The organism is Nocardia inohanensis NBRC 100128 (assembly GCF_001612945.1).
Classification (GTDB): domain Bacteria; phylum Actinomycetota; class Actinomycetes; order Mycobacteriales; family Mycobacteriaceae; genus Nocardia; species Nocardia inohanensis.
The window spans coordinates 142,456-161,343 of the sequence record NZ_BDBK01000010.1 but is presented as its reverse complement, the minus strand read 5'-3'; the positions used below and the strand labels follow the sequence as shown (position 1 = coordinate 161,343).

At 67.7% G+C, this 18,888-nt stretch carries 14 protein-coding genes; 10 read left to right on the top strand and 4 right to left on the bottom strand.

Annotation, left to right across the window (positions count from 1 at the left end; translation table 11 throughout):
* Positions 1-3: 3 nt before the first annotated feature.
* The 7 genes from NI1_RS20400 (at position 4) to NI1_RS20370 (ending at position 10,517) form a co-directional block, all read left to right on the top strand.
* On the top strand, positions 4-1,164 hold the full coding sequence (locus tag NI1_RS20400) for an acyl-CoA dehydrogenase family protein (RefSeq protein ID WP_067823173.1): 1,161 nt from the start codon (positions 4-6) through the stop codon (positions 1,162-1,164).
* Positions 1,165-1,184: 20 nt separating this feature from the next.
* Positions 1,185-2,399 (top strand): acetyl-CoA C-acetyltransferase, encoded by a 1,215-nt coding sequence (locus tag NI1_RS20395; RefSeq protein ID WP_067823171.1) that lies wholly within the window; start codon positions 1,185-1,187, stop codon positions 2,397-2,399.
* A gap of 4 nt (positions 2,400-2,403) precedes the next feature.
* Complete coding sequence (locus NI1_RS20390) at positions 2,404-4,116, top strand: GMC oxidoreductase (RefSeq protein ID WP_067823168.1); 1,713 nt, start codon at positions 2,404-2,406, stop codon at positions 4,114-4,116.
* A complete protein-coding gene (locus tag NI1_RS20385) occupies positions 4,113-5,327 on the top strand; it encodes an acetyl-CoA C-acetyltransferase (RefSeq protein ID WP_067823165.1) in 1,215 nt (404 codons plus the stop codon). Before NI1_RS20390 ends, NI1_RS20385 begins: the two co-directional genes overlap by 4 nt.
* A 35-nt stretch (positions 5,328-5,362) precedes the next feature.
* Positions 5,363-7,510, top strand: a complete 2,148-nt coding sequence (locus NI1_RS20380; protein ID WP_067823162.1) for a 3-hydroxyacyl-CoA dehydrogenase NAD-binding domain-containing protein — start codon at positions 5,363-5,365, stop codon at positions 7,508-7,510.
* A gap of 41 nt (positions 7,511-7,551) precedes the next feature.
* A complete protein-coding gene (locus NI1_RS20375; RefSeq protein WP_067823160.1) occupies positions 7,552-9,324 on the top strand; it encodes an AMP-dependent synthetase/ligase in 1,773 nt (590 codons plus the stop codon).
* Positions 9,325-9,488: 164 nt separating this feature from the next.
* A complete protein-coding gene (locus tag NI1_RS20370; RefSeq protein ID WP_169815602.1) occupies positions 9,489-10,517 on the top strand; it encodes an alpha/beta fold hydrolase in 1,029 nt (342 codons plus the stop codon).
* A 70-nt stretch (positions 10,518-10,587) separates the two neighbouring features.
* Here NI1_RS20370 and NI1_RS20365 read toward each other — a convergent pair whose 3' ends face one another.
* Positions 10,588-12,141 carry a succinic semialdehyde dehydrogenase gene (locus NI1_RS20365; RefSeq protein ID WP_067823156.1) on the bottom strand — a complete coding sequence of 518 codons (1,554 nt, stop codon included), beginning with the start codon at positions 12,139-12,141 and terminating at the stop codon, positions 10,588-10,590.
* 8 nt (positions 12,142-12,149) lie between these two features.
* Positions 12,150-13,943, bottom strand: a complete 1,794-nt coding sequence (locus NI1_RS20360) for an AMP-dependent synthetase/ligase (RefSeq protein ID WP_067823154.1) — start codon at positions 13,941-13,943, stop codon at positions 12,150-12,152.
* A gap of 114 nt (positions 13,944-14,057) precedes the next feature.
* On the opposite strand from NI1_RS20360, the gene NI1_RS20355 reads away from it, so the two are divergent.
* Positions 14,058-14,921: an enoyl-CoA hydratase-related protein gene (locus NI1_RS20355; RefSeq protein ID WP_067823151.1), complete on the top strand. Its 864-nt coding sequence runs from the start codon at positions 14,058-14,060 to the stop codon at positions 14,919-14,921.
* Between the two features lie 91 nt (positions 14,922-15,012).
* Entirely contained in the window at positions 15,013-15,222 is a 210-nt protein-coding gene (locus NI1_RS20350) for an alpha/beta fold hydrolase (protein ID WP_067823148.1), read from the top strand.
* 59 nt (positions 15,223-15,281) lie between these two features.
* Here the strand turns inward: NI1_RS20350 and NI1_RS20345 are convergent, their stop codons facing one another.
* Positions 15,282-16,622: a flavin monoamine oxidase family protein gene (locus tag NI1_RS20345; protein WP_067823146.1), complete on the bottom strand. Its 1,341-nt coding sequence runs from the start codon at positions 16,620-16,622 to the stop codon at positions 15,282-15,284.
* Positions 16,623-16,752: 130 nt separating this feature from the next.
* Positions 16,753-17,397 (bottom strand): TetR/AcrR family transcriptional regulator, encoded by a 645-nt coding sequence (locus tag NI1_RS20340; RefSeq protein WP_067823143.1) that lies wholly within the window; start codon positions 17,395-17,397, stop codon positions 16,753-16,755.
* Positions 17,398-17,513: 116 nt separating this feature from the next.
* Here NI1_RS20340 and NI1_RS20335 point away from each other — a divergent pair, with 116 nt between their 5' ends.
* Positions 17,514-18,869 (top strand): flavin monoamine oxidase family protein, encoded by a 1,356-nt coding sequence (locus NI1_RS20335; protein WP_067823140.1) that lies wholly within the window; start codon positions 17,514-17,516, stop codon positions 18,867-18,869.
* Positions 18,870-18,888: the final 19 nt, after the last annotated feature.

Sequence of the window (18,888 nt, the reverse complement as noted above, 5' to 3'; positions counted from 1 at the left end):
ACGATGTCCGAACTGTTCCCCGATTACCGCGCGAGCTGGGAAACCGAGCAGCACCGCGAACTGCGCAAGCACGCCGCCGAGTTTTTCCGCAAGGAAGCCACCCCGAACCAGGAACGCTGGGCCAAGGAGCACCAGGTCGACCGCGCGTTCTGGAACAAGCTCGGCGCGGCCGGGCTGCTCGGGGTGGACCTGCCCGAGGAATACGGCGGCCTCGCAGGCGATTTCGGGCTCTCCGCCGTGATCGCGGAGGAGCTGGCGCTGGCCCACGATTCGGCCTCCGGGTGGATCGTGCACTCGCCGATCGTGGCGCACTACGTGAACACCTACGCCAATGACGAGCAGCGGGCGCGCTGGATGCCGGGCATCATCAGCGGTGACCTCGTGCTGGCCATCGCCATGACCGAACCGGGCACCGGATCCGATCTCCAGGCGGTGCGCACCACGGCCATCCGCGACGGCGACCACTATGTCGTCAACGGCTCGAAGACGTTCATCTCCAATGGATCCCACTGCGATCTGCTGGTGATCGTCGCCAAGACCGACCCGTCGCAGGGGGCGGCCGGGGTGTCGCTGCTCGTGGCCGAGACCAAGGATCTGCCCGGCTTCGAACGCGGCCGGGTGCTGGAGAAGGTGGGCCAGCACGGGCAGGACACCCGGGAGCTGTTCTTCTCCGATATGCGGGTGCCGGTGACCAACCTGCTCGGCGCGCAAGAAGGTTTGGGCTTCTACCAGCTCATGGAGCAGCTGGCGCGGGAACGGCTGATCATCGCCGCGCTCTGTGCCGGGATGGCCGAGGCCGCCCTGCTCGAGGCGCTGCGCTACAGCAAGGAACGCACGGCGTTCGGCCGTGAGCTGATCAAGTTCCAGCACAACAAGTTCGAGCTCGCGCAGCTCAAGGCCGAGGTGCTGTCGATCAAGACCACCGTCGACTACTGCATCGGCGAGTACATCGCCGGCAAGAACGATCCCGCCACGGCCTCGATGGCCAAGCTGATCGCGGCCGACAAGGCCGTCGACATCGTCGACCGCTGTGTGCAGTTCTTCGGCGGCTACGGCTACATGATCGAGTACCCGATCGCGCGCATGTACGCCGCCGCCCGGGTGAACAAGATCTACGGCGGTACCAGCGAAATCATGAAGGAAATCATCTCGCGCTCGTTGTGAGTGGCCGGAAGGACGATCGAATGACCACCGAGGCATATGTTTTCGAAGCGATCCGGACGCCGCGCGGCAAGGGCAAGGCCACCGGTTCGCTGCACACCGTCAAACCCATCGACCTGGTCGTCGGGTTGATTTCCGAACTGCGCGTGCGCTTTCCGGACCTGGACGAGGAGCGGATCTCGGATCTGATCCTCGGCGTGGTGACCCCGGTCGGCGATCAGGGCATGGATATCGCCCGGACCGCGGTGAACCTGGCCGCACTGCCCGACACCGTGGGCGGCGTGCAGGTCAACCGGTTCTGCGGCTCCGGCCTGGAATCGGTGAACCTGGCCGCGAAATCGGTGCGGTCCGGCTTCGACGAGCTCGTGCTGGCCGGCGGCGTGGAATCCATGTCGCGGGTGCAGATGGGTAGTGACGGCGGAGCCATGGCCTACGACCCGGCCACCGCCTACGACAATTACTTCATTCCGCAGGGCGTGGCCTGCGATCTGCTCGCCACGCTGCGCGGATACACCCGCGACGATGTCGATGCCTACGCGATTCGCTCCCAGCGGCGCGCGGCGGCGGCCTGGTCCGGCGGCTACTTCGCGAAATCGGTTGTGCCCGTGCGGGACCGGTCCGGGCTCACCATCCTCGATCACGACGAGCTGATGCGCCCGAAGACCACCGTCGCCGACCTGGGCAAGCTCGCGCCCGCCTTCGCGGGCATCGGCGAATTCGGCGGTTTCGACGCGGTCGCTTTGCAGAAGTATCACCACCTCGAGCGCCTGGACCACGTGCACACCGGCGGCAACAGCTCCGGCATCGTGGACGGCGCGGCACTGGTGCTCGTGGGCAGCGAAGAAGCCGGGCGGGCTTCGGGTCTCACGCCGCGGGCGCGCATCGTCGCCGCCGCCACCAGCGGCGCGGACCCGGTGCTCATGTTCACCGGGCCGATTCCGGCCGTCGAGAAGGCCCTCGCGACTGCCGGTCTCACCATCGCCGATATCGACGTGTTCGAGATGAACGAGGCGTTCGCCGCGGTAGCCCTGGAAGTGCAGGCGCACTTCGGGATTCCCGACGAGAAGTACAACGTCAACGGCGGAGCCATCGCCATGGGGCATCCGCTCGGTGCGACCGGCTCCATCCTGCTGGGCACGGTCCTCGACGAACTCGAGCGCACCGGCGGCCGCTACGGGCTGATCACGCTCTGCGTGGCTGGCGGCATGGGTGTGGCCACCATCATCGAGAGGGTGTGAATCGGTGGGGCACAGCGATGGCGGCCACTACGACGTGGTCGTCATCGGATCCGGTTTCGGCGGCAGCGTCTCCGCGCTGCGCCTGAGCGAAAAGGGTTACCGGGTAGCGGTTCTGGAGGCCGGGCGACGCTGGGAGCCGCAGGATTTCCCGCGCACCGATTGGAATCTGCGCAAGTATCTGTGGGCTCCGCGCTTGGGGCTCAACGGAACTCAGCGCTTCACCCTCCTCGGCAAGGCCGTGCTGCTCACGGCCGCCGGGGTCGGTGGCGGGTCGCTGATCTACGGCAATACTCTCTACCGGCCCCCGGCGGCGTTCTACGACGATCCGGCCTGGGCGGACCTGGCCGACTGGCGGGCCGAACTCGCGCCCTACTACGACCAGGCCGAACGCATGCTGGGTGTGGCGGCCAATCCGCGCCTGCACCCGGCCGACGATCTGCTGCGCGAAGTCGCGGAGGACATGGGCGTGGGGGAGACCTTCACACCCACCAATGTCGGCGTGTTCTTCGGTGAGCCCGGAAAGACCGTGGCGGACCCCTATTTCGGAGGGGAGGGTCCGGACCGGACCGGGTGCACCCATTGCGCGAACTGCTTCAGCGGCTGTCCGCACAATGCTAAGAACACGCTGCCCACCAACTACCTGCATCTGGCCGAGAAGCTCGGGGCCGTCATCCATCCGCTCACCACGGTGACCGCGGTGCGGCCCCGCGCCGGCGGCGGATACGAGGTGCACGCGGTGCGCAGCGGGGCCTGGACGCGGACACGGAAGATCGTGTTCACGGCCGGGCAGGTGGTGTTCTCCGCCGCCGCGCTGGGTACCCAGCGACTGCTGCACGATATGCGCGACACCGGCGCACTGCCCGCCATCTCGCCGCGTCTGGGTGAGCTGTCGCGCACCAACTCCGAAGCCGGTATCGGTGTGACCAGCCGCAGCAGAAGCGATTTCGCGCAGGGCGTGGCGATCACCTCCTCGATCCATCCCGAGCCGGTCACGCACGTCGAGGTGTGCCGCTACGGATCCGGGCACACTGCGCTGCACGCCGGAACCACCTTCATGGTGGACGGCGGGCCGTGGCGGGTGCTGCGGTTCCTGCTGATGGTGCTCACTCACCCGCTGCGATTCCTGCGCCTGCTGAACCTGCGTGGGGCGGCCGATCGATCGGTCGTGCTGCTGGTCATGCAAACCCTGGACAACTCGCTGACCTCCTATCGCAAGCGCGGAGTCTTCGGCTGGCACATGACCACCCGGCAGGGGCGAGGCGAACCGAATCCGGACTGGATTCCGGTCGGGCACGAGGTCGCTCGCCGCTATGCCGCCAAGGCGGACGGCGAGGCCCGGGCGCTCTACACCGAACTGGTGAATATCCCGGCCACCGCCCACTACATCGGTGGCTGTGTGATCGGGGAGAGTGCCGAGACGGGGGTCGTCGACCTCTTCCAGCGGGTGCACGGCCACCCGGGATTGCACGTGGTGGACGGCTCGGCCATCACCGCCAACCTCGGTGTGAACCCGTCTCTGACCATTACCGCCCAGGCCGAGCGGGCCATGGCGTTCTGGCCCAACAAGGGCGACGCCGACCCCCGGCCGCGGCTGGGGGACGCGTACCGGCCCATCGCGCCGGTACCGCCCCGCAATCCCATCGTGCCCGAAACCGCTTCCGGCGCACTGCGTTTGCCGCTGGTGGCGATCAAGACAGGAAGGAGCTCCTCGGAATGAGCAACGAGGCATACATTTACGAGGCGATCCGCACTCCGCGCGGGCGCGGCAAGAAGACCGGATCGCTGCACACGGTCAAGCCCATCGATCTGATCACCGGGCTCATCGCCGAAATGCGCAGGCGGCACCCGGATCTGGACGAGTCCCGGATCTCGGATCTGGTGCTCGGCGTGGTGACCCCCGTCGGCGATCAGGGCATGGACATCGCCCGCACCGCGGTGCTGGCCGCCGGGCTCCCGCACACCGTGGGCGGTGTGCAGCTCAACCGGTTCTGCTCCTCCGGGCTGGAGGCGGTGAATATCGCCGCGCAGAAGGTGCGTTCGGGATTCGAGCACATGGTGCTGGCCGGCGGCGTGGAATCCATGTCGCGGGTGCCGATGGGGTCCGAGGGCGGCGCGTGGGCCATGGACCCGGCCACCAACTACGACACCTACTTCGTGCCGCAGGGCGTGTCGGCGGATCTGATCGCCACCGTCGAGGGCTTCACCCGCGACGACGTGGACGCCTTCGCGGTACGGTCCCAGGATCGGGCCGCCACCGCCTGGGCGGGCGGCTACTTCGCCAAATCGGTTGTGCCGGTGACCGACCGGAGCGGGCTGACGATTCTCGACCACGACGAGTTCATGCGGCCGGGCACCACGGCCGCCGATCTGGCGAAGCTGCCGCTGTCGTTCGACGTGATGGGTCAGTTCGGCGGCTTCGACGCGGTGGCGTTGCAGAAATACCACTGGATCGAGCAGATCAACCACGTGCACCACGCGGGCAACAGCTCGGGCATCGTGGACGGCGCGGCGCTGGTGCTGATCGGCTCCGAAGAGGCGGGTGCGGCGTCGGGGCTGACCCCGCGCGCCCGCGTCGTCGCGACCGCGACCAGCGGCGCGGAACCCACCATCATGCTCACCGGTCCCACCCCGTCGACCGAAAAGGCTTTGGCGGTAGCGGGTTTGACGGTCGAGGACATCGACCTGTTCGAGCTCAACGAGGCGTTCGCGGCGGTGGTGCTCAAGTTCCAGAAGGACCTGAACATCCCCGACGAGAAGCTGAACGTGAACGGCGGGGCCATCGCCATGGGCCATCCGCTCGGGGCCACCGGAGCCATGATCACCGGAACCATGGTCGACGAACTCGAGCGCCGCGGCGGGCGCTACGCCGCGATCACGCTCTGCGTCGGCGGCGGTATGGGCGTCACCACCATCATCGAGCGGGTCTGAGCCGCACCGGATTTCAACGAGGAGAACCACTCATCATGAGCGACAACATCTTTGCCTGGGAACGTGACGGCGACGGCATCGTCCTGCTCACCATCGACAACCCGAACGGCAGTGCTAACACCTTCGACGAGGGCTTCCGCGCCTCGTTGAAGGCCACCGTGGACCGGCTCGAGGCTGAACGCGACGAGATCGCCGGTGCGGTGATCACCTCCGCCAAGAAGACCTTCGTCGCCGGGGCGAACCTCGACGAGCTCAAGGCCATCGGGCCCGAGGACGCCGGGCGGCTGTCCGCCATGCTCACCGACGTCAAGAACGACCTGCGCCGCCTGGAGAAGCTCGGCAAGCCGGTCGTGGCCGCCATCAACGGCGCGGCCATGGGCGGCGGGCTGGAACTGGCCCTCGCGTGCCATCACCGCATCGCCGCCGATGTGCCCGGCAACCAGATCGGCCTGCCCGAAGTGCAGCTGGGCGTGCTGCCGGGAGCCGGTGGCGTCAACCGCACCGTGCGCATGATCGGTCTGCAAGCCGCGCTCATGGGCGTGCTGTTGCAGGGCACGCGATTCAAGCCCGCCAAGGCCAAGGAAACCGGCCTGATCGACGAGATCGTCGGCAGCATCGAGGAATTGGTGCCCGCCGCCAAGGCGTGGATCAAGGCGAATCCCGAAGGCGGCGTCCAGCCCTGGGACAAGAAGGGGTTCAAGATCCCCGGCGGCAGCCCGTCCACCCCGGCCTTCGCCGCCAATCTGCCCGCGTTCCCGGCCAACCTGCGCAAGCAGCTCAAGGGCCAGAACATGCCAGCCCCGCGCGCCATCCTGGCCGCCGCGGTCGAGGGCGCGCAGGTCGACTTCGACTCCGCGCAGCTCATCGAAACCCGTTACCTGGTCGAGCTTTTGACCGGTCCGGTCGCCAAGAACATGATCCAGGCGTTCTTCTTCGACCTCCAGACCATCAACAACGGCGGCTCCCGTCCCAAGGACGTGCCGAAGCGGGAGATCAAGAAGGTCGGCGTCATCGGCGCGGGCATGATGGGCGCGGGCATCGCCTACGTGACCGCCAAGGCCGGTATCGACGTGGTGCTCAAGGACGTATCGCTCGAGGCCGCGCAGCGCGGCAAGGGCTACGCCGAGCAGCTGGAGGCGAAGGCCCTCGCCAAGGGGCGCACCACCGAAGCGAAATCCAAAGCGCTGCTGGACCGTATCGTGCCCGCCGCCGACCCGGCCGACTTCGCGGGCGTGGACTTCGTCATCGAGGCCGTGTTCGAGAATCCGGAACTCAAGCACAAGGTGTTCCAGGAGATCCAGGACATCGTCACTCCGGACGCGGTGCTGGGCTCCAATACCTCCACCCTGCCCATCACCGAACTCGCCACCGGCGTCGAACGCCAGCAGGACTTCATCGGCATCCACTTCTTCTCGCCCGTGGACAAGATGATGCTCGTCGAGATCATCAAGGGCGACAAGACCTCCGACGAGGCCCTGGCCCGCACCTTCGACTACGTGCTGGCCATCAAGCGGACCCCGATCGTGGTCAACGACTCGCGCGGCTTCTTCACCTCCCGCATCTTCGGCAGCTTCATCCAGGAAGCCACGCTCATGCTCGAGGAGGGCATCGACCCGCAGACCATCGAGCAGGCGGGCCTGCAAGCCGGTTACCCCGCCGCACCCTTGCAGCTGCTCGACGAGCTGAACTTCCAGACCGTCAACAAGATCGAGAAGGAGACCGCGGCGGCGATGCGGGACGCGGGCCTGCCGGTCAGCGCTCCGTTGGCGGCCTCGTTGCGGGTGCTCGGCGCGATGCTCACCGAGCACGACCGCTCCGGCAAGCTGGGCGGCGCTGGCTTCTACGAATACGCCGACGGCAAGCGGGCCGGACTCTGGCCGTCGCTTCGTGAGATCTACGGAACCGCAACGGAATTGGCGTTCCCGTTCCAGGACCTGATCGACCGGTTCCTGTTCGCCCAGGCCCTGGAAACCCAGCGCGTCCTCGACGAGGGCGTACTGGAATCCACCGCGGACGCCAATATCGGCTCCATCTTCGCCATCGGCTACCCGGCCTGGACCGGTGGTGTGCACCAGTTCGTCGCCGGCTACCCCGGCGGTCGCGAAGCGTTCCTGGCCCGTGCCGACTATCTGGCGCAGCACTACGGCGAACGCTACGACGCACCCGCGAGCCTGCGCAGCTGAATGCGATTCGATCCCAGCGAGTTTCATCGAAAGGCTGCGAGATGACCACTTCCGGCACGGCGCCGAGCGCCACCCTGTGCGAGGCGTTCCAGAAGACCGCGGCGGCCCGCCCCGACGCGGTGGCGCTGCGCTCGATCGACGGTGACACCACGATCACCTGGCGTGAGTACGCGCAGCGGGTGCGTTCGATCGCCACGGGGCTGGCGGCGCTCGGCGTCGAGCCCGGCGACACCGTGGCCCTGATGATGAGCAACCGCCCCGAGTTCCACCTGTGCGATACCGCGGTGCTGCACACCGGGGCGACGCCGTTCTCGATCTACAACACCAATCCGCCCGACGTGATCGGCTATCAGCTCGACAACGCCGATGCCAAAGTGGTGATCTGCGAACGATCCCTGCTGCCCGCGGTGCGGGCGGGAGTCGCGCGCGGCGGCAAGGTCGAGCACATCGTGTGCGTGGAGGGCGCGGAAGCGGACGTACTCGCGCTCGCCGATGTACAGTCCGCTCCCGCACCAGGTTTCGACTTCGACGCGCGCTGGCGTGCGGTCCGCGGCACGGATCTGGTGACCATCGTCTACACCTCCGGTACCACCGGCATGCCCAAGGGCGTCGAGATCACCCACGCGAATCTGCTGGCCAGTCTCGCGGTGCTCGACGAAGTGGGGTTCGAGCCCGGTGATCGGGTGCTGTCGTATCTGCCCGACGCGCATATGGCCAATCGCTGGCTCACCCACTATCCGGCCATGCGCAACGGGGTGGAGATCACCACCGTGCCGGACTTCAAACAGGTGGCCGCGGCGCTGCCCCGGGTACGGCCGTCGCTGTTCCTCGGAGTGCCCCGGGTGTGGGTGAAACTGAAGGTCGGCGTCGAGGCGGTCATCGCGGCCAAGTCGCCGCTCGAGCGCGCCTTGCTCGGCTGGGCGCTGGCGGTGGGCCGGCGCGTGGCCGCGGCGAAACTGGCAGGGCGGCAGCCTGATATCGCGGATCGCGCCCAGTTCGCGGTGGCGGACCTGCTGCTCGCGAAGGTGCGGGCCCAGCTGGGTCTGGATCGGGTCCGTATCGCGGTGTCCTCCACCGCGCCGGTGCCCCCGGAGATCCTCACTTTCGTACTCGGACTGGGTATTCCGATCTGCGAAGCCTGGGGACTGACCGAGGGCACCTGCGGGCTCACCATCAACCGGGCGGACGGCATCCGGGTGGGTACGGTCGGCACGCCGGTGCCCGGAGCCGAGATCCGGCTGGCCGCCGACGGTGAGATCCTGGCGCGGGGACCGATGATCATGCGGGGCTATCGCAAAGCGCCCGAGCAGACCGCGGCGGCCATCGATGCCGAAGGCTGGCTGCACACCGGGGACATCGGCGAATTCGATGCCGACGGATACCTGCGGATCGTGGATCGCAAGAAGGAACTGATCATCAATGCCGCGGGCAAGAACATGTCCCCGGCCAATATCGAGAACGCGATCACCACGTACACCCCGCTGGCCGGACCGGTGGTGGCGATCGGCGACGGGCGGCAGTACAACACCGCGCTGATCACCCTCGATCCGGACGCGCTCGCGGCTTTCGCACTGCGCGAAGGGCTTTCGGGCACACCGGCCGACCTGGCGGCGCATCCGACGGTGCGCGCCGCCATCGAGCAGGGTGTGGCCGCGGCCAATGCCACCCTGTCGCGGGTCGAGCAGATCAAGAAGTTCACCGTGCTGGCGGAGGCGTGGGAACCCGGTGGGGACTACCTCACCCCGACCAACAAGCTCAAGCGCAAGCCCATCGCCGCGGGCTACGCCGAGCGGATCGCGGGCATGTACGAGTGATCGCGAGCCCCACGGCGGGTACGTGGACGGTGGTTCACGTACCCGCCGGTGTGGGGGCGGCCCACCGGCGCAACTATACAATCGTATCGCAATCTGCTCAAATGTATCTCGGTGTTACCACGCGTTGCGGCAACGCGCGACAGTACGCAAAGGAGCGTATTCACGTGAGCTGGAATCAGATCGGGGCCGAATTCGGCGTGGACGGCCGACTGGCCGCACTGTTGCGGAAGTCGCGTCCGGGCCCGGCTCCCGACCCCTTCGTGCACGGTGAAACCGCGCCGGGGCTGTTGCGCAATCCTCGAATTCCCCACGAAGCCACAACAGTCGAAACCAGCGACGGGGCGCTGCTGCACGTCCGCGAATACGGTCCGCCCGGTGCGCCGCCCATCGTGCTGGTGCACGGTTGGGCCTGCCGGATCGAATACTGGAATCCGCAGATCAACGCGCTCGCCGACCGCTTCCGGGTCATCGTCTTCGATCAGCGCGGCTTCGGACGGAGTTCGCAGGGGGAACTCCCGTTCGGGGTAGACGTACTCGGCAGTGATCTCTCGGCGGTGCTGGCCGCCACCGTGCGCGCGGGCGAGCGGGCCGTCCTGGCCGGGCACAGCCTGGGCGGCATCGCCATCATGTCCTGGGCCGCACAGCATCCCGATGAAGTGTCCCGCTACGCCCGTGCCGCCGTTCTGATCGACACCGTGGCCCGGGATTTCGCGCTGCACACCCGCCTACTGCCATTACCCGAACGGTTGCGCCCCCTGCACGCCTATCTGGTCAACCGCTGGGCCGGGCAGTTGCCGATGCCCGACCCTTCGCTGTTCGGCCCGGTGCTGCGCACCCACGGCTTGTCGGCACGTGCGACCCGGGACGAATTACGTTTCACCGCAGCCATTTTCGCAGCCTGCCCGAACCCCTTCCGAACCCGCGCCGTCAAGGTGCTCAGCACCCTCGACGTCGGGCCGGGGCTGTCTGCCCTGACGGTACCGGTGAGCATCGTCGTCGGTTCCGCCGACCGGCTGACCCCGCCCAGCGCCTCCCGCCAGATGGCGGCGATGCTCACGGCGGCGGGCAATCCCCCGCGCTTCGTCGTCCTGCCCGGGCTCGGGCATTGCAGCAATCTGCAAGACCCGGCGGCCGTGACCGCCGAGATCGAGCAGCTGGCCGTGACCGCTGCGAACGGGCGTGCCACCGGATAGCGAGCCGGGAAGGCGAAAACGACGAAAGTGCCCCGAACCCATACGGTTCGGGGCACAGTCACGTGGCGGGTCAGCTGCGCGGCAGCGCGCCGATCGCATTCACCACCGGGGCCAGTAGGCGCTGCCATCGCGAATTGGACAGTCCCGGTGGCGGATCCAGGGTGAGCAGTCGCTGCAACGCGATGGTCTGGGGTTCGGTGTATTTCAGCAATCCTTGTGGCCCGTGCCGGCGGCCGATGCCGGAGGAACCCATGCCGCCCATGGGTGCGGCCAGACTGCCGATGGCCGGGGCGTATCCCTCGTCCACATTCACGATGCCGCTGTGCAGGCGCGCGGCGATCGCCTGCCCGGCGGCCGGGGTCGCGGCCCAGACGCTGGCATTGAGCCCGTACTCGCTGTCGTTCGCGGCCGCGATCGCCGCTTCGGCATCGGCGACCGGGTAGATGCTCACCACCGGGCCGAAGGTCTCGGCTCGCGCGCACAGCATGTCGTCGGTGACGCCGGTCAGCACGGTGGGCTCGTAGAAGTACGGGCCCAGATCCGGCCGTGCGCGCCCGCCCGCGAGCACTGTCGCGCCCTTGTCGCGGGCGTCCTCGACATGCTTGGACACCTCGGCGAGCTGTGCGGCCGAAATGAGACTGCCCATATCGGTGTCGAAGTCGTAGGCCGCGCCCAACCGGATCTCGGCGACCGCGTCCAGGAACTTGCCGGTGAAGCTGTCGGCCACCGAATCCTGCACGTAGATGCGTTCGATCGACAGGCACAGCTGCCCGGCATTGGCGAAGCAGGCACGCGCCGCGGCTTTGGCCACGGTGTCGAGGTTCGCGCCCGCGGTGACGATCATCGGATTCTTGCCGCCCAGTTCGGCGGAGAAGCCGATGAGCCGGCTACCGCACTGCTGGGCCAGCAGCCGACCGGTGGCCGAGGAGCCGGTGAACATCAGGTAGTCACAGGTTTCCACGATCGCCGTGCCGACCACCGAACCCGGACCCGGGACGATGGCCAGCAGCTCGCGCGGCAATCCGGCCTCGTAGAGCAGTTCGGCGTTGGCCAGAGCGCAGTACGGGGTGCGGCTGTCCGGCTTGAGCACCACGGCATTTCCGGCCAGCAGCGCCGGGATGGCGTCTCCGATGGCCAGCGCCATCGGATAGTTCCACGGCGAGATGACCCCGACCACGCCCTTGGGCTGTTGATACACAACGGTTTTGGTGAGGCCGGGCATCATGCCGGGCACCCGCCGCGGCTTCAACAGCCGGGGCGCGATGCGGGCGAAGTACCGGGACTGCATGAGCAGCGCGAGCACATCCTCCAATGCCGCCGCGCGAGATTTCCCGGTCTCGGCCTGAGCCAGATCGAGCAGCGCGTCTCGATTGCGCAGGACCAGCACGCGATATCGATCGATGATCTCGGCCCGGTGTTTCGGTGATGTCGCGGCCCACGCCGCGGCGGCGCGACGGGCTTTGCGCATGGCCGACGCGACATCCTCGGCGGTGCCGATGGGCATGGTGGACAAGGGTTCTCCGGTGAAGACCGTCTCGACATCGAGTGCCGGGCGAGCCTCGGGATCGTCGAGGGCGACGAGTCGTCGCAGGCGGTCGAAGACCGCGGAGTCCGGTGCGGGCACGATGGTTCCTATCCCTGTGTCGCGGTGTACATGTGCTCGATCACCTCGGCATAGGTGGCGGCGATGGGCTTGCGGCGCAGTTTCCCGGTCGGGGTCAGATGCGGGCTGCCGGGTTCCCAGGTCTCGGCCAGCAGCGTGTACTTCTTGATCTGCTCGACGCGCGAGAGCCCGCGATTGGCGGCAGCCACTCCCGCAGCCACGGCCGCCACGATCTCGGGGTGCGCGGCCACGGCGTCCGGAGATCGATCGGTGAGCCCGAACTTGTCGGCCAGGGCGGCAACGGTATCGGGGTCGAGGGTGATGAGCGCCGTATTGTATTGGCGGCCATCGCCGATCACCACGACCGGCCCGGCGAGCGGGGTGTGCGCGATGATCGCGTTCTCGATATTGGTGGGCGACATGTTCTTGCCCGCCGCGTTGATGATGATCTCCTTCTTGCGGTCGATGATGCGCAGATAGCCGTCGGCGTCGAATTCGCCGATGTCACCGGTGTGCAGCCAGCCGTCCGCATCGATCGCCTCGGCGGTCTTGTCGGGCTGTTTGCGGTAGCCGCGCATGACATTCGCGCCGCGCACCAGCACTTCGCCGTCCGGGGCGAGGGTGACTTCGGTTCCGGTGAGCGGTGTTCCGACGGTGCCGAGCCGAATCCGGCCCGGCCGGTTGATGGTCGCGCCCAAGGTGGCCTCGGTCATGCCGTACGCCTCGCAGATCGGCAGGCCCAGTCCCAGTACGAATTCCAGGATTTCCGGAGCGATCGGCGCGGCCCCGGTGACGCCGATGCGCAACCGGTCCAAGCCGATTCGCGCGCGGATGCCGGAGAGCACCAGCCGGTCGGCGATCCCATATCGCACCTGGTCGAGCAGGGACAGCGCACGCCCGTCCGACTCCGCGCGTACCTTGGCGCGCCCGACCTCCAGCGCCCAGTTCGCCAGTGCGCGTTTGACACTCGGCTGTGCCGCGACATTCGCCTCCAGCGCCGCCTTGATCTTCACCCAGACGCGCGGCACCGCCACGAAAATCGTCGGCCGCACGTCGGTCAAGGCGCCGACGGCGTCGCGCATGTCGGCGACGGTCGTGGTCTGCACTCCGCACAGCAGATTGTGATAATGCGCGAACCAGCGGTTGGCCGCGTGCGCATCGGGCAGGTAGGACAGCGTGCTGTCCGAGCTGTCGACGCCGCCGAAATCGCCCATCGTGCGCGAGTTCTCGAGGAAATTGGTGTGGGTCAGTTCGACGCCCTTGGGCGGGCCGGTGGTCCCGGAGGTGTAGACGATGGTGAGCACATCGTCGGGCCGCACCGCACACCACGCGGCGTCGAAGTCGAAGTCCGGATCCGGGGAATTCTCCAGCTCCGCCAATCCGACGGTGCCGTTCGGGGTGCCGTCCACGCACACGATGTGCTCGACCTTGCCGCCCTGGGCCACGGCGGTGAGAACCACTGGCAGGAACTGGCTTTCGCAGATGACCAGGCGGGTCTCGGCATTGTCGAACTGGTAGGCCAGCAGCTCGGCCGGGTTGGTGTTGTACACCGAGAACGGCGTCCCGCCGGCGTGCAGCACCGCGGTATCGCAGAGATGGAACTCCGGTCGATTGGTGAGCATGATCGCCACCGTGTCGCCCGGTCGCAGTCCGAGCCCGGACAGTCCGCTCGCGATGGCGCGCACCCGTTCCCGGTACTCCCGCCACGTGATCGTCACCGTGCCGCCCGGGGTGCGCAGGGCGATGGCGTCGGGCTGTGCGGCCGCGGTGATTGCGAAGGCCTCGCAGAGCGTGCGTGGTAGCGCGCTCGGGGATGTGGTCATCGTTGAACTCTTCCCGATCGGACGATACAACTGTATTGTCTGTAGTTCGATCGTAAAGTCACCAGTGGGTCATCGCAACCACCCGCAGCAAATCCGAGGAGTCCACCGCACGCCATGACCGACTTCCACGCCATCGAGTACGCAGTCGCCGACCGGATCGCGACGATCACGCTGAACCGGCCCGACCGCCGCAACGGCTACACCGTGGCCATGGCGCACGAACTGGCCGCGGCCTTCACCGCCGCCGACCTCGACGACGAGGTGCGATGCGTGGTGCTCACCGGCGCGGGCAAGGACTTCTGCGTCGGCGCGGACTTCACCGACAACGGCTTCGATCTGGGTATCGCGCCGGAAGCGGACGGCAGCCCGTGGATCGAACCCGCCGGGCGCTGCGCCCTGCGCATCTTCGACTCCCGCAAACCGGTCATTGCCGCGATTCGCGGTGCGGCCGTGGGCGCCGGATCCACCATCGTGCTACCCGCCGACTACCGCATCGCGTCCACCGACGCCCGCTTCGGATTCCTTTTCAGCCGTAGAGGTTTCGTACCCGAGGGTGCCTCGACCTGGTTCCTGCCCCGCCTGGTCGGCACGGGCGCCGCACTGGACTGGATGCTCAGCGGCCGCATGATCGACGCCCCCGAAGCGCTGGCGAAGGGGTTGGTGCACAGCCTGGCCGAACCCGAAGAGGTACTCGACCGCGCGTACGAACTCGCCGCGGAACTGGTTGCCACTACCGCGCCCGTATCGGCCGCCCTGATCAGGCAGATGGTCTACCGCCTCTCGGCCCTGCCGTCCCCCTACGACGCCCAACGCGTGGACTCCCGCCTCATCGCGAACCTGCCGACAGACCCCGACGCCATCGAAGGAGTCATGGCCTTCCTGCAACGGCGTGCACCCCGGTTTCCCGGCACGGTCTCCAAAGATCTTCCGGACTGGCTGCCCTGGCGCGAGCCCGGATCCGCCTGGCCGTCGGCCTGATTCGAATGCCCGCCTTGTGAAGCCGTCTGTCCCGGCTGATCCTGTGGGACCCTCGCTGGGGGCGATCGGTTTCGGTGGCCGGTTAGTTCGGGTGAGCATCGTCGTCGGTTCCGCCGACCGGCTGACCCCGCCCAGTGCCTCCCGTCAGATGGCGGCGATGCTCACGGCGGCGGGCAATACGCCGCGCTTCGTCGTCCTGCCCGGGCTCGGGCATTGCAGCAATCTGCAAGACCCGGCGGCCGTGACCGCCGAGATCGAGCAGCTGGCCGTGACCGTCGTGAATGGGTGCGCCACCGGCTAGTGAGCCGGGACCGTACGGTTCGGGGCACGGTCACGTGGCGGTCCGGTCGCTTTCGCCGATCAGCGTCGCAGGAGGGTGCGGGCGTCGAGGACCTCCCGGGCTGCGCGTTCGCCGGATTCGATGGCGCCCTCGATGTAGCCGGCGTGTTCGTGGGCGGTTTCGGTTCCCGCCCAATGGATGTGCCCGGTGGGTTGGGCGGAAGCCGGGTAGTAGCCCTCTTCGTATCCGATGGTCGGCAGCGCCGAATAGCCGCCGCCGACATGGCGGTCCTGATGCCACGCCTTTTCGTGCCAGTCGCGAGGCTCGAATACGGCTGGGCCCAGCTGTTCTGCGAGGGCGTTCAGGATGGTCGCGCGGCGCGTGTCGAGGCCGAGTGAGTCGAGCGCCCGTGCTTCGGGTCCGGCGACCAGCACGCACAGGTGTCCCGGTCCGTCCGGCGGGGAGGTATCGAATACCGCCATGCCGGGCTCGGTGAGCAACATCAGTTCGGCATGCCCGTATTCACGCCAGAACGGATCCGGGTAGACCGCGATCGCCTTGTACACCGATCCCATATAGGTGTTGTCCTGCAAGCGAATTCGGTCGGCGGGCAGCGGTGGATGATGCTCGATGGTGGCGGCGACCGGCGGCGGGACGGTCATGATCACCTCGGTGGCGCGATGAACGCCCGAGGCGGAATGGATCGTGACGCCGGTGTCGTCGCGATGCAGTGCGGTGACCGCGCTGTCGTACACGATCTTCCCGTCGAGTCCGGCGGCGAGCCGTTCGACCAGGGTCCCCGCGGCTTCGGTGACGAGGCGTTCCTGCGCGCCGCCCGCGGTGGCGAGCATCGTCGAGAGTCCGCCCTGGAAGCGGACCATGTCGAGGAAGGCGTGCATCGAGTAGCGCTCGAGATCGGCTGTGGTGGAGATCGAGACCAGGACTTCCAGCAGGCGCCGGGCGCGGCGATTCGGCACGCGCCGCAGCCAGGATCGCACGCTCTGCTGTTTCCAGGACCGTGGCGCACCGAGCCGGGCCACGACTTCCCAGTATGCCAGGGTCGCGTTGGCGGCCGCGGCGGTGAGGCCCGAATTCCGCACGGTGGCAACGCCTTCGGCGATCGTGGGCCGTTTCGGCGTGTGCATGGCGAAGACGGTGGTGCCGAGTTCGGCCGCCAGCCTTTCGAACCGGTGATGCCCGTGCCCGATCCACTGGCCACCCAGGTCGACTCGCGACCCGAGCGCCGTGGTTTCGGCCAGTACGCGCCCGCCCGGTCGCGATGCGGCCTCGAGCACCAGCACCTCGGTGCCTTGCCGGTGCAGTTCCCGGGCGGCCACCAGCCCGGCCATTCCGGCGCCGATCACGACGACCGGTATGGGTGGCCGGCCATCGGACAGGTCGTTGGGTTGCTGCTGGGTCATCTCGTCACACTCCGGAATCGGAACCGCGGGCCGCTCCTGCTCGAAAAAGTCAGTCGGCTGTATGAATCACGATAGAACCGAGGTTATCCGGGACGCAATAGGCAGCGGAACGCGGAGTTGCCGGGTGCGGCTAATCGGTGCCGGTCGTGGTCGCCCGTCGCTTGGTGCTGCGCGCCACCGGTTGCGGGTCGGCGAAGATGACCAGCATGTCCAATGCCTGGTCCAGGTCGCGCCGGGCGCGGGCGGCATCAGGCTCGGCGATGTACTGGAGAATCAGCCCGTCGATCTGGGCGAGGGCGAGGCGGCCGAGGGTGTCGAAGCCGACCGCGCAGCGCTCGCCGGTGGACCGGGCGGCCCGCTCGCAGAACTCGGTGACCACCGCGGTGTAGCTCTCGTACTGCGCCCGCGCCAGGTTCCCGGCCTCGTTGCGCAGGGAATAGGTGAGCAGTTCGTACTGCATGATCTGGAGCCCGACGTGATCGTCGACCAGCTTCTCCCAGAAGGTGGTTACACCGTGGCGCAGGGCGTGCTCGACGCCCTTGTCGATCTCGACCTCGGTGCGCAGCACTTCGGAGACGTCGTGGATGACCCTGGTGATGACGGCGCGAAGTAGCTGGTCCTTGGCCGGAAACACATATTGCAACGTTCCCAGGGGCACGCCCGCCTCGGCGGCGACCGCGCGCATCGTCATGGCCGGCACGCCCACGTCGCTGAGCACGGCGATCGCGGCCGCGATGACCTGATCCTCGCGTGCGGGCGCTTTGACGTAAACCACGGGTTCTCCTCACTCCACCGGACCGGCGAACTTCGCCACAACTGTTGCATACCACGCCTGCGTGGCTTAGCTTACAGTCGTACGACTGACTGACTTTTAGGGCTGAGGTACCGAATATGACCGAAATCGATGTAGTGGTGATAGGCGCCGGTCTCGCCGGTTTGACGGCGGCCAGGGCGCTCGTGGCCGCCGGCCGCAGCGTTCGAGTGCTGGAGGCGCGAAACCGGGTGGGGGGACGCAACTTCGGGGGCACGCTGTCGAACGGAGTGTCGGTGGAGATGGGCGGGCAGTGGATCGGCCGGACTCAGACCGAGGTCTTGCGGCTGGTCGACGAACTCGGGCTGAAGACCTTCGGCACCTATGACGACGGGGAGTCCGTAACCCGCTACAACGGCATCCTGACCCGCTACGGCGACGAGACCTTCGGTATGTCCGAGCAGGCTGCCGTGGAGGTGGGCCGCCTACAGGCCGAACTCGAAGCGATGGCCGAAACGGTATCGCTGTCCGCGCCGTGGAACTCGCCGCAGGCCACCGAACTCGATCGCCGGACCGTCGACGAGTGGCTGCGGGCGAATACCAGCGAGCCCGAGGTGCTGGCGTTCTGGGCGGCGGTCGTGCCCGCGCTCTTCTCCGCGGAGACTTCGGAGCTGTCCCTGCTGCACTTCCTGTTCTATCTCAAATCCGCAGGCATGCTCGACATCCTGCTGGGCGTCACCGGCGGGGCGCAGGAGTTGCGTGTCGTCGGCGGCGCTCATCGGATCGCCGAGGCGTTGGCCGCCGAACTCGGCGACGACGTCGTGACGCTCGAGGCCCCGGTGCGTTCGATCGCGCACGACGAACACGGTGTGCGGGTGAGCTATCCGGGCGGCACGGTCACCGCCGGGTATGCGATCGTGGCGATTCCGCCCACCCTGGCCGGCCGGCTGGACTACCGACCGGCCCTGCCCGCCACCAGGGACGGCCTCACCCAGCAGATTCCGATGGGATCGGTCATCAAGATCCAGCTGGCCTATCGGACGCCGTTCTGGCGGGAGGCCGGGCTCAACGGTTTCGCCTTCAGCCTCGACGACCCGCTCTGCGTCACCCTCGACAACTCGCCGCCCGACGGATCGTGCGGAGTGATCGTCGGTTTCTTCGAAGGGGCACATGCTCGGACCGCGGCGCGTTGGAGCGCGGAGCAACGCCGCGCCGCCGCCGTCGCGACCTTGACCGAACTCTTCGGACCGCAAGCCGCGGAACCGATCGACTACCTCGAGCAGAACTGGATGGAGGAGGAGTACACGCGCGGTTGCTACGGCGGCCGGCTGGGCGCGGGGGTTTGGACCCAGTACGGGGCGGCACTGACCGAACCGGTCGGCCGCATCCACTGGGCGGGCGCCGAGACCTCCGATGTGTGGAACGGGTACATGGACGGCGCCGTGCGCTCCGGCTACCGTGCCGCGGCCGAAGTCCGCGCCCGCCTGGAATCCTGACGGAGGGTTTCGGCGGCTG

What these genes read in the sequence shown, in the direction of transcription:
- NI1_RS20400 (WP_067823173.1), top strand. Translation starts at nt 4, where the DNA reads ATGTCCGAACTGTTCCCCGATTACCGCGCGAGCTGGGAAACCGAGCAG.
- NI1_RS20395 (WP_067823171.1), top strand. Translation starts at nt 1,185, where the DNA reads ATGACCACCGAGGCATATGTTTTCGAAGCGATCCGGACGCCGCGCGGC.
- NI1_RS20385 (WP_067823165.1), top strand. Translation starts at nt 4,113, where the DNA reads ATGAGCAACGAGGCATACATTTACGAGGCGATCCGCACTCCGCGCGGG.
- NI1_RS20380 (WP_067823162.1), top strand. Translation starts at nt 5,363, where the DNA reads ATGAGCGACAACATCTTTGCCTGGGAACGTGACGGCGACGGCATCGTC.
- NI1_RS20375 (WP_067823160.1), top strand. Translation starts at nt 7,552, where the DNA reads ATGACCACTTCCGGCACGGCGCCGAGCGCCACCCTGTGCGAGGCGTTC.
- NI1_RS20360 (WP_067823154.1), bottom strand. Translation starts at nt 13,943, where the DNA reads ATGACCACATCCCCGAGCGCGCTACCACGCACGCTCTGCGAGGCCTTC.
- NI1_RS20355 (WP_067823151.1), top strand. Translation starts at nt 14,058, where the DNA reads ATGACCGACTTCCACGCCATCGAGTACGCAGTCGCCGACCGGATCGCG.
- NI1_RS20345 (WP_067823146.1), bottom strand. Translation starts at nt 16,622, where the DNA reads ATGACCCAGCAGCAACCCAACGACCTGTCCGATGGCCGGCCACCCATA.
- NI1_RS20335 (WP_067823140.1), top strand. Translation starts at nt 17,514, where the DNA reads ATGACCGAAATCGATGTAGTGGTGATAGGCGCCGGTCTCGCCGGTTTG.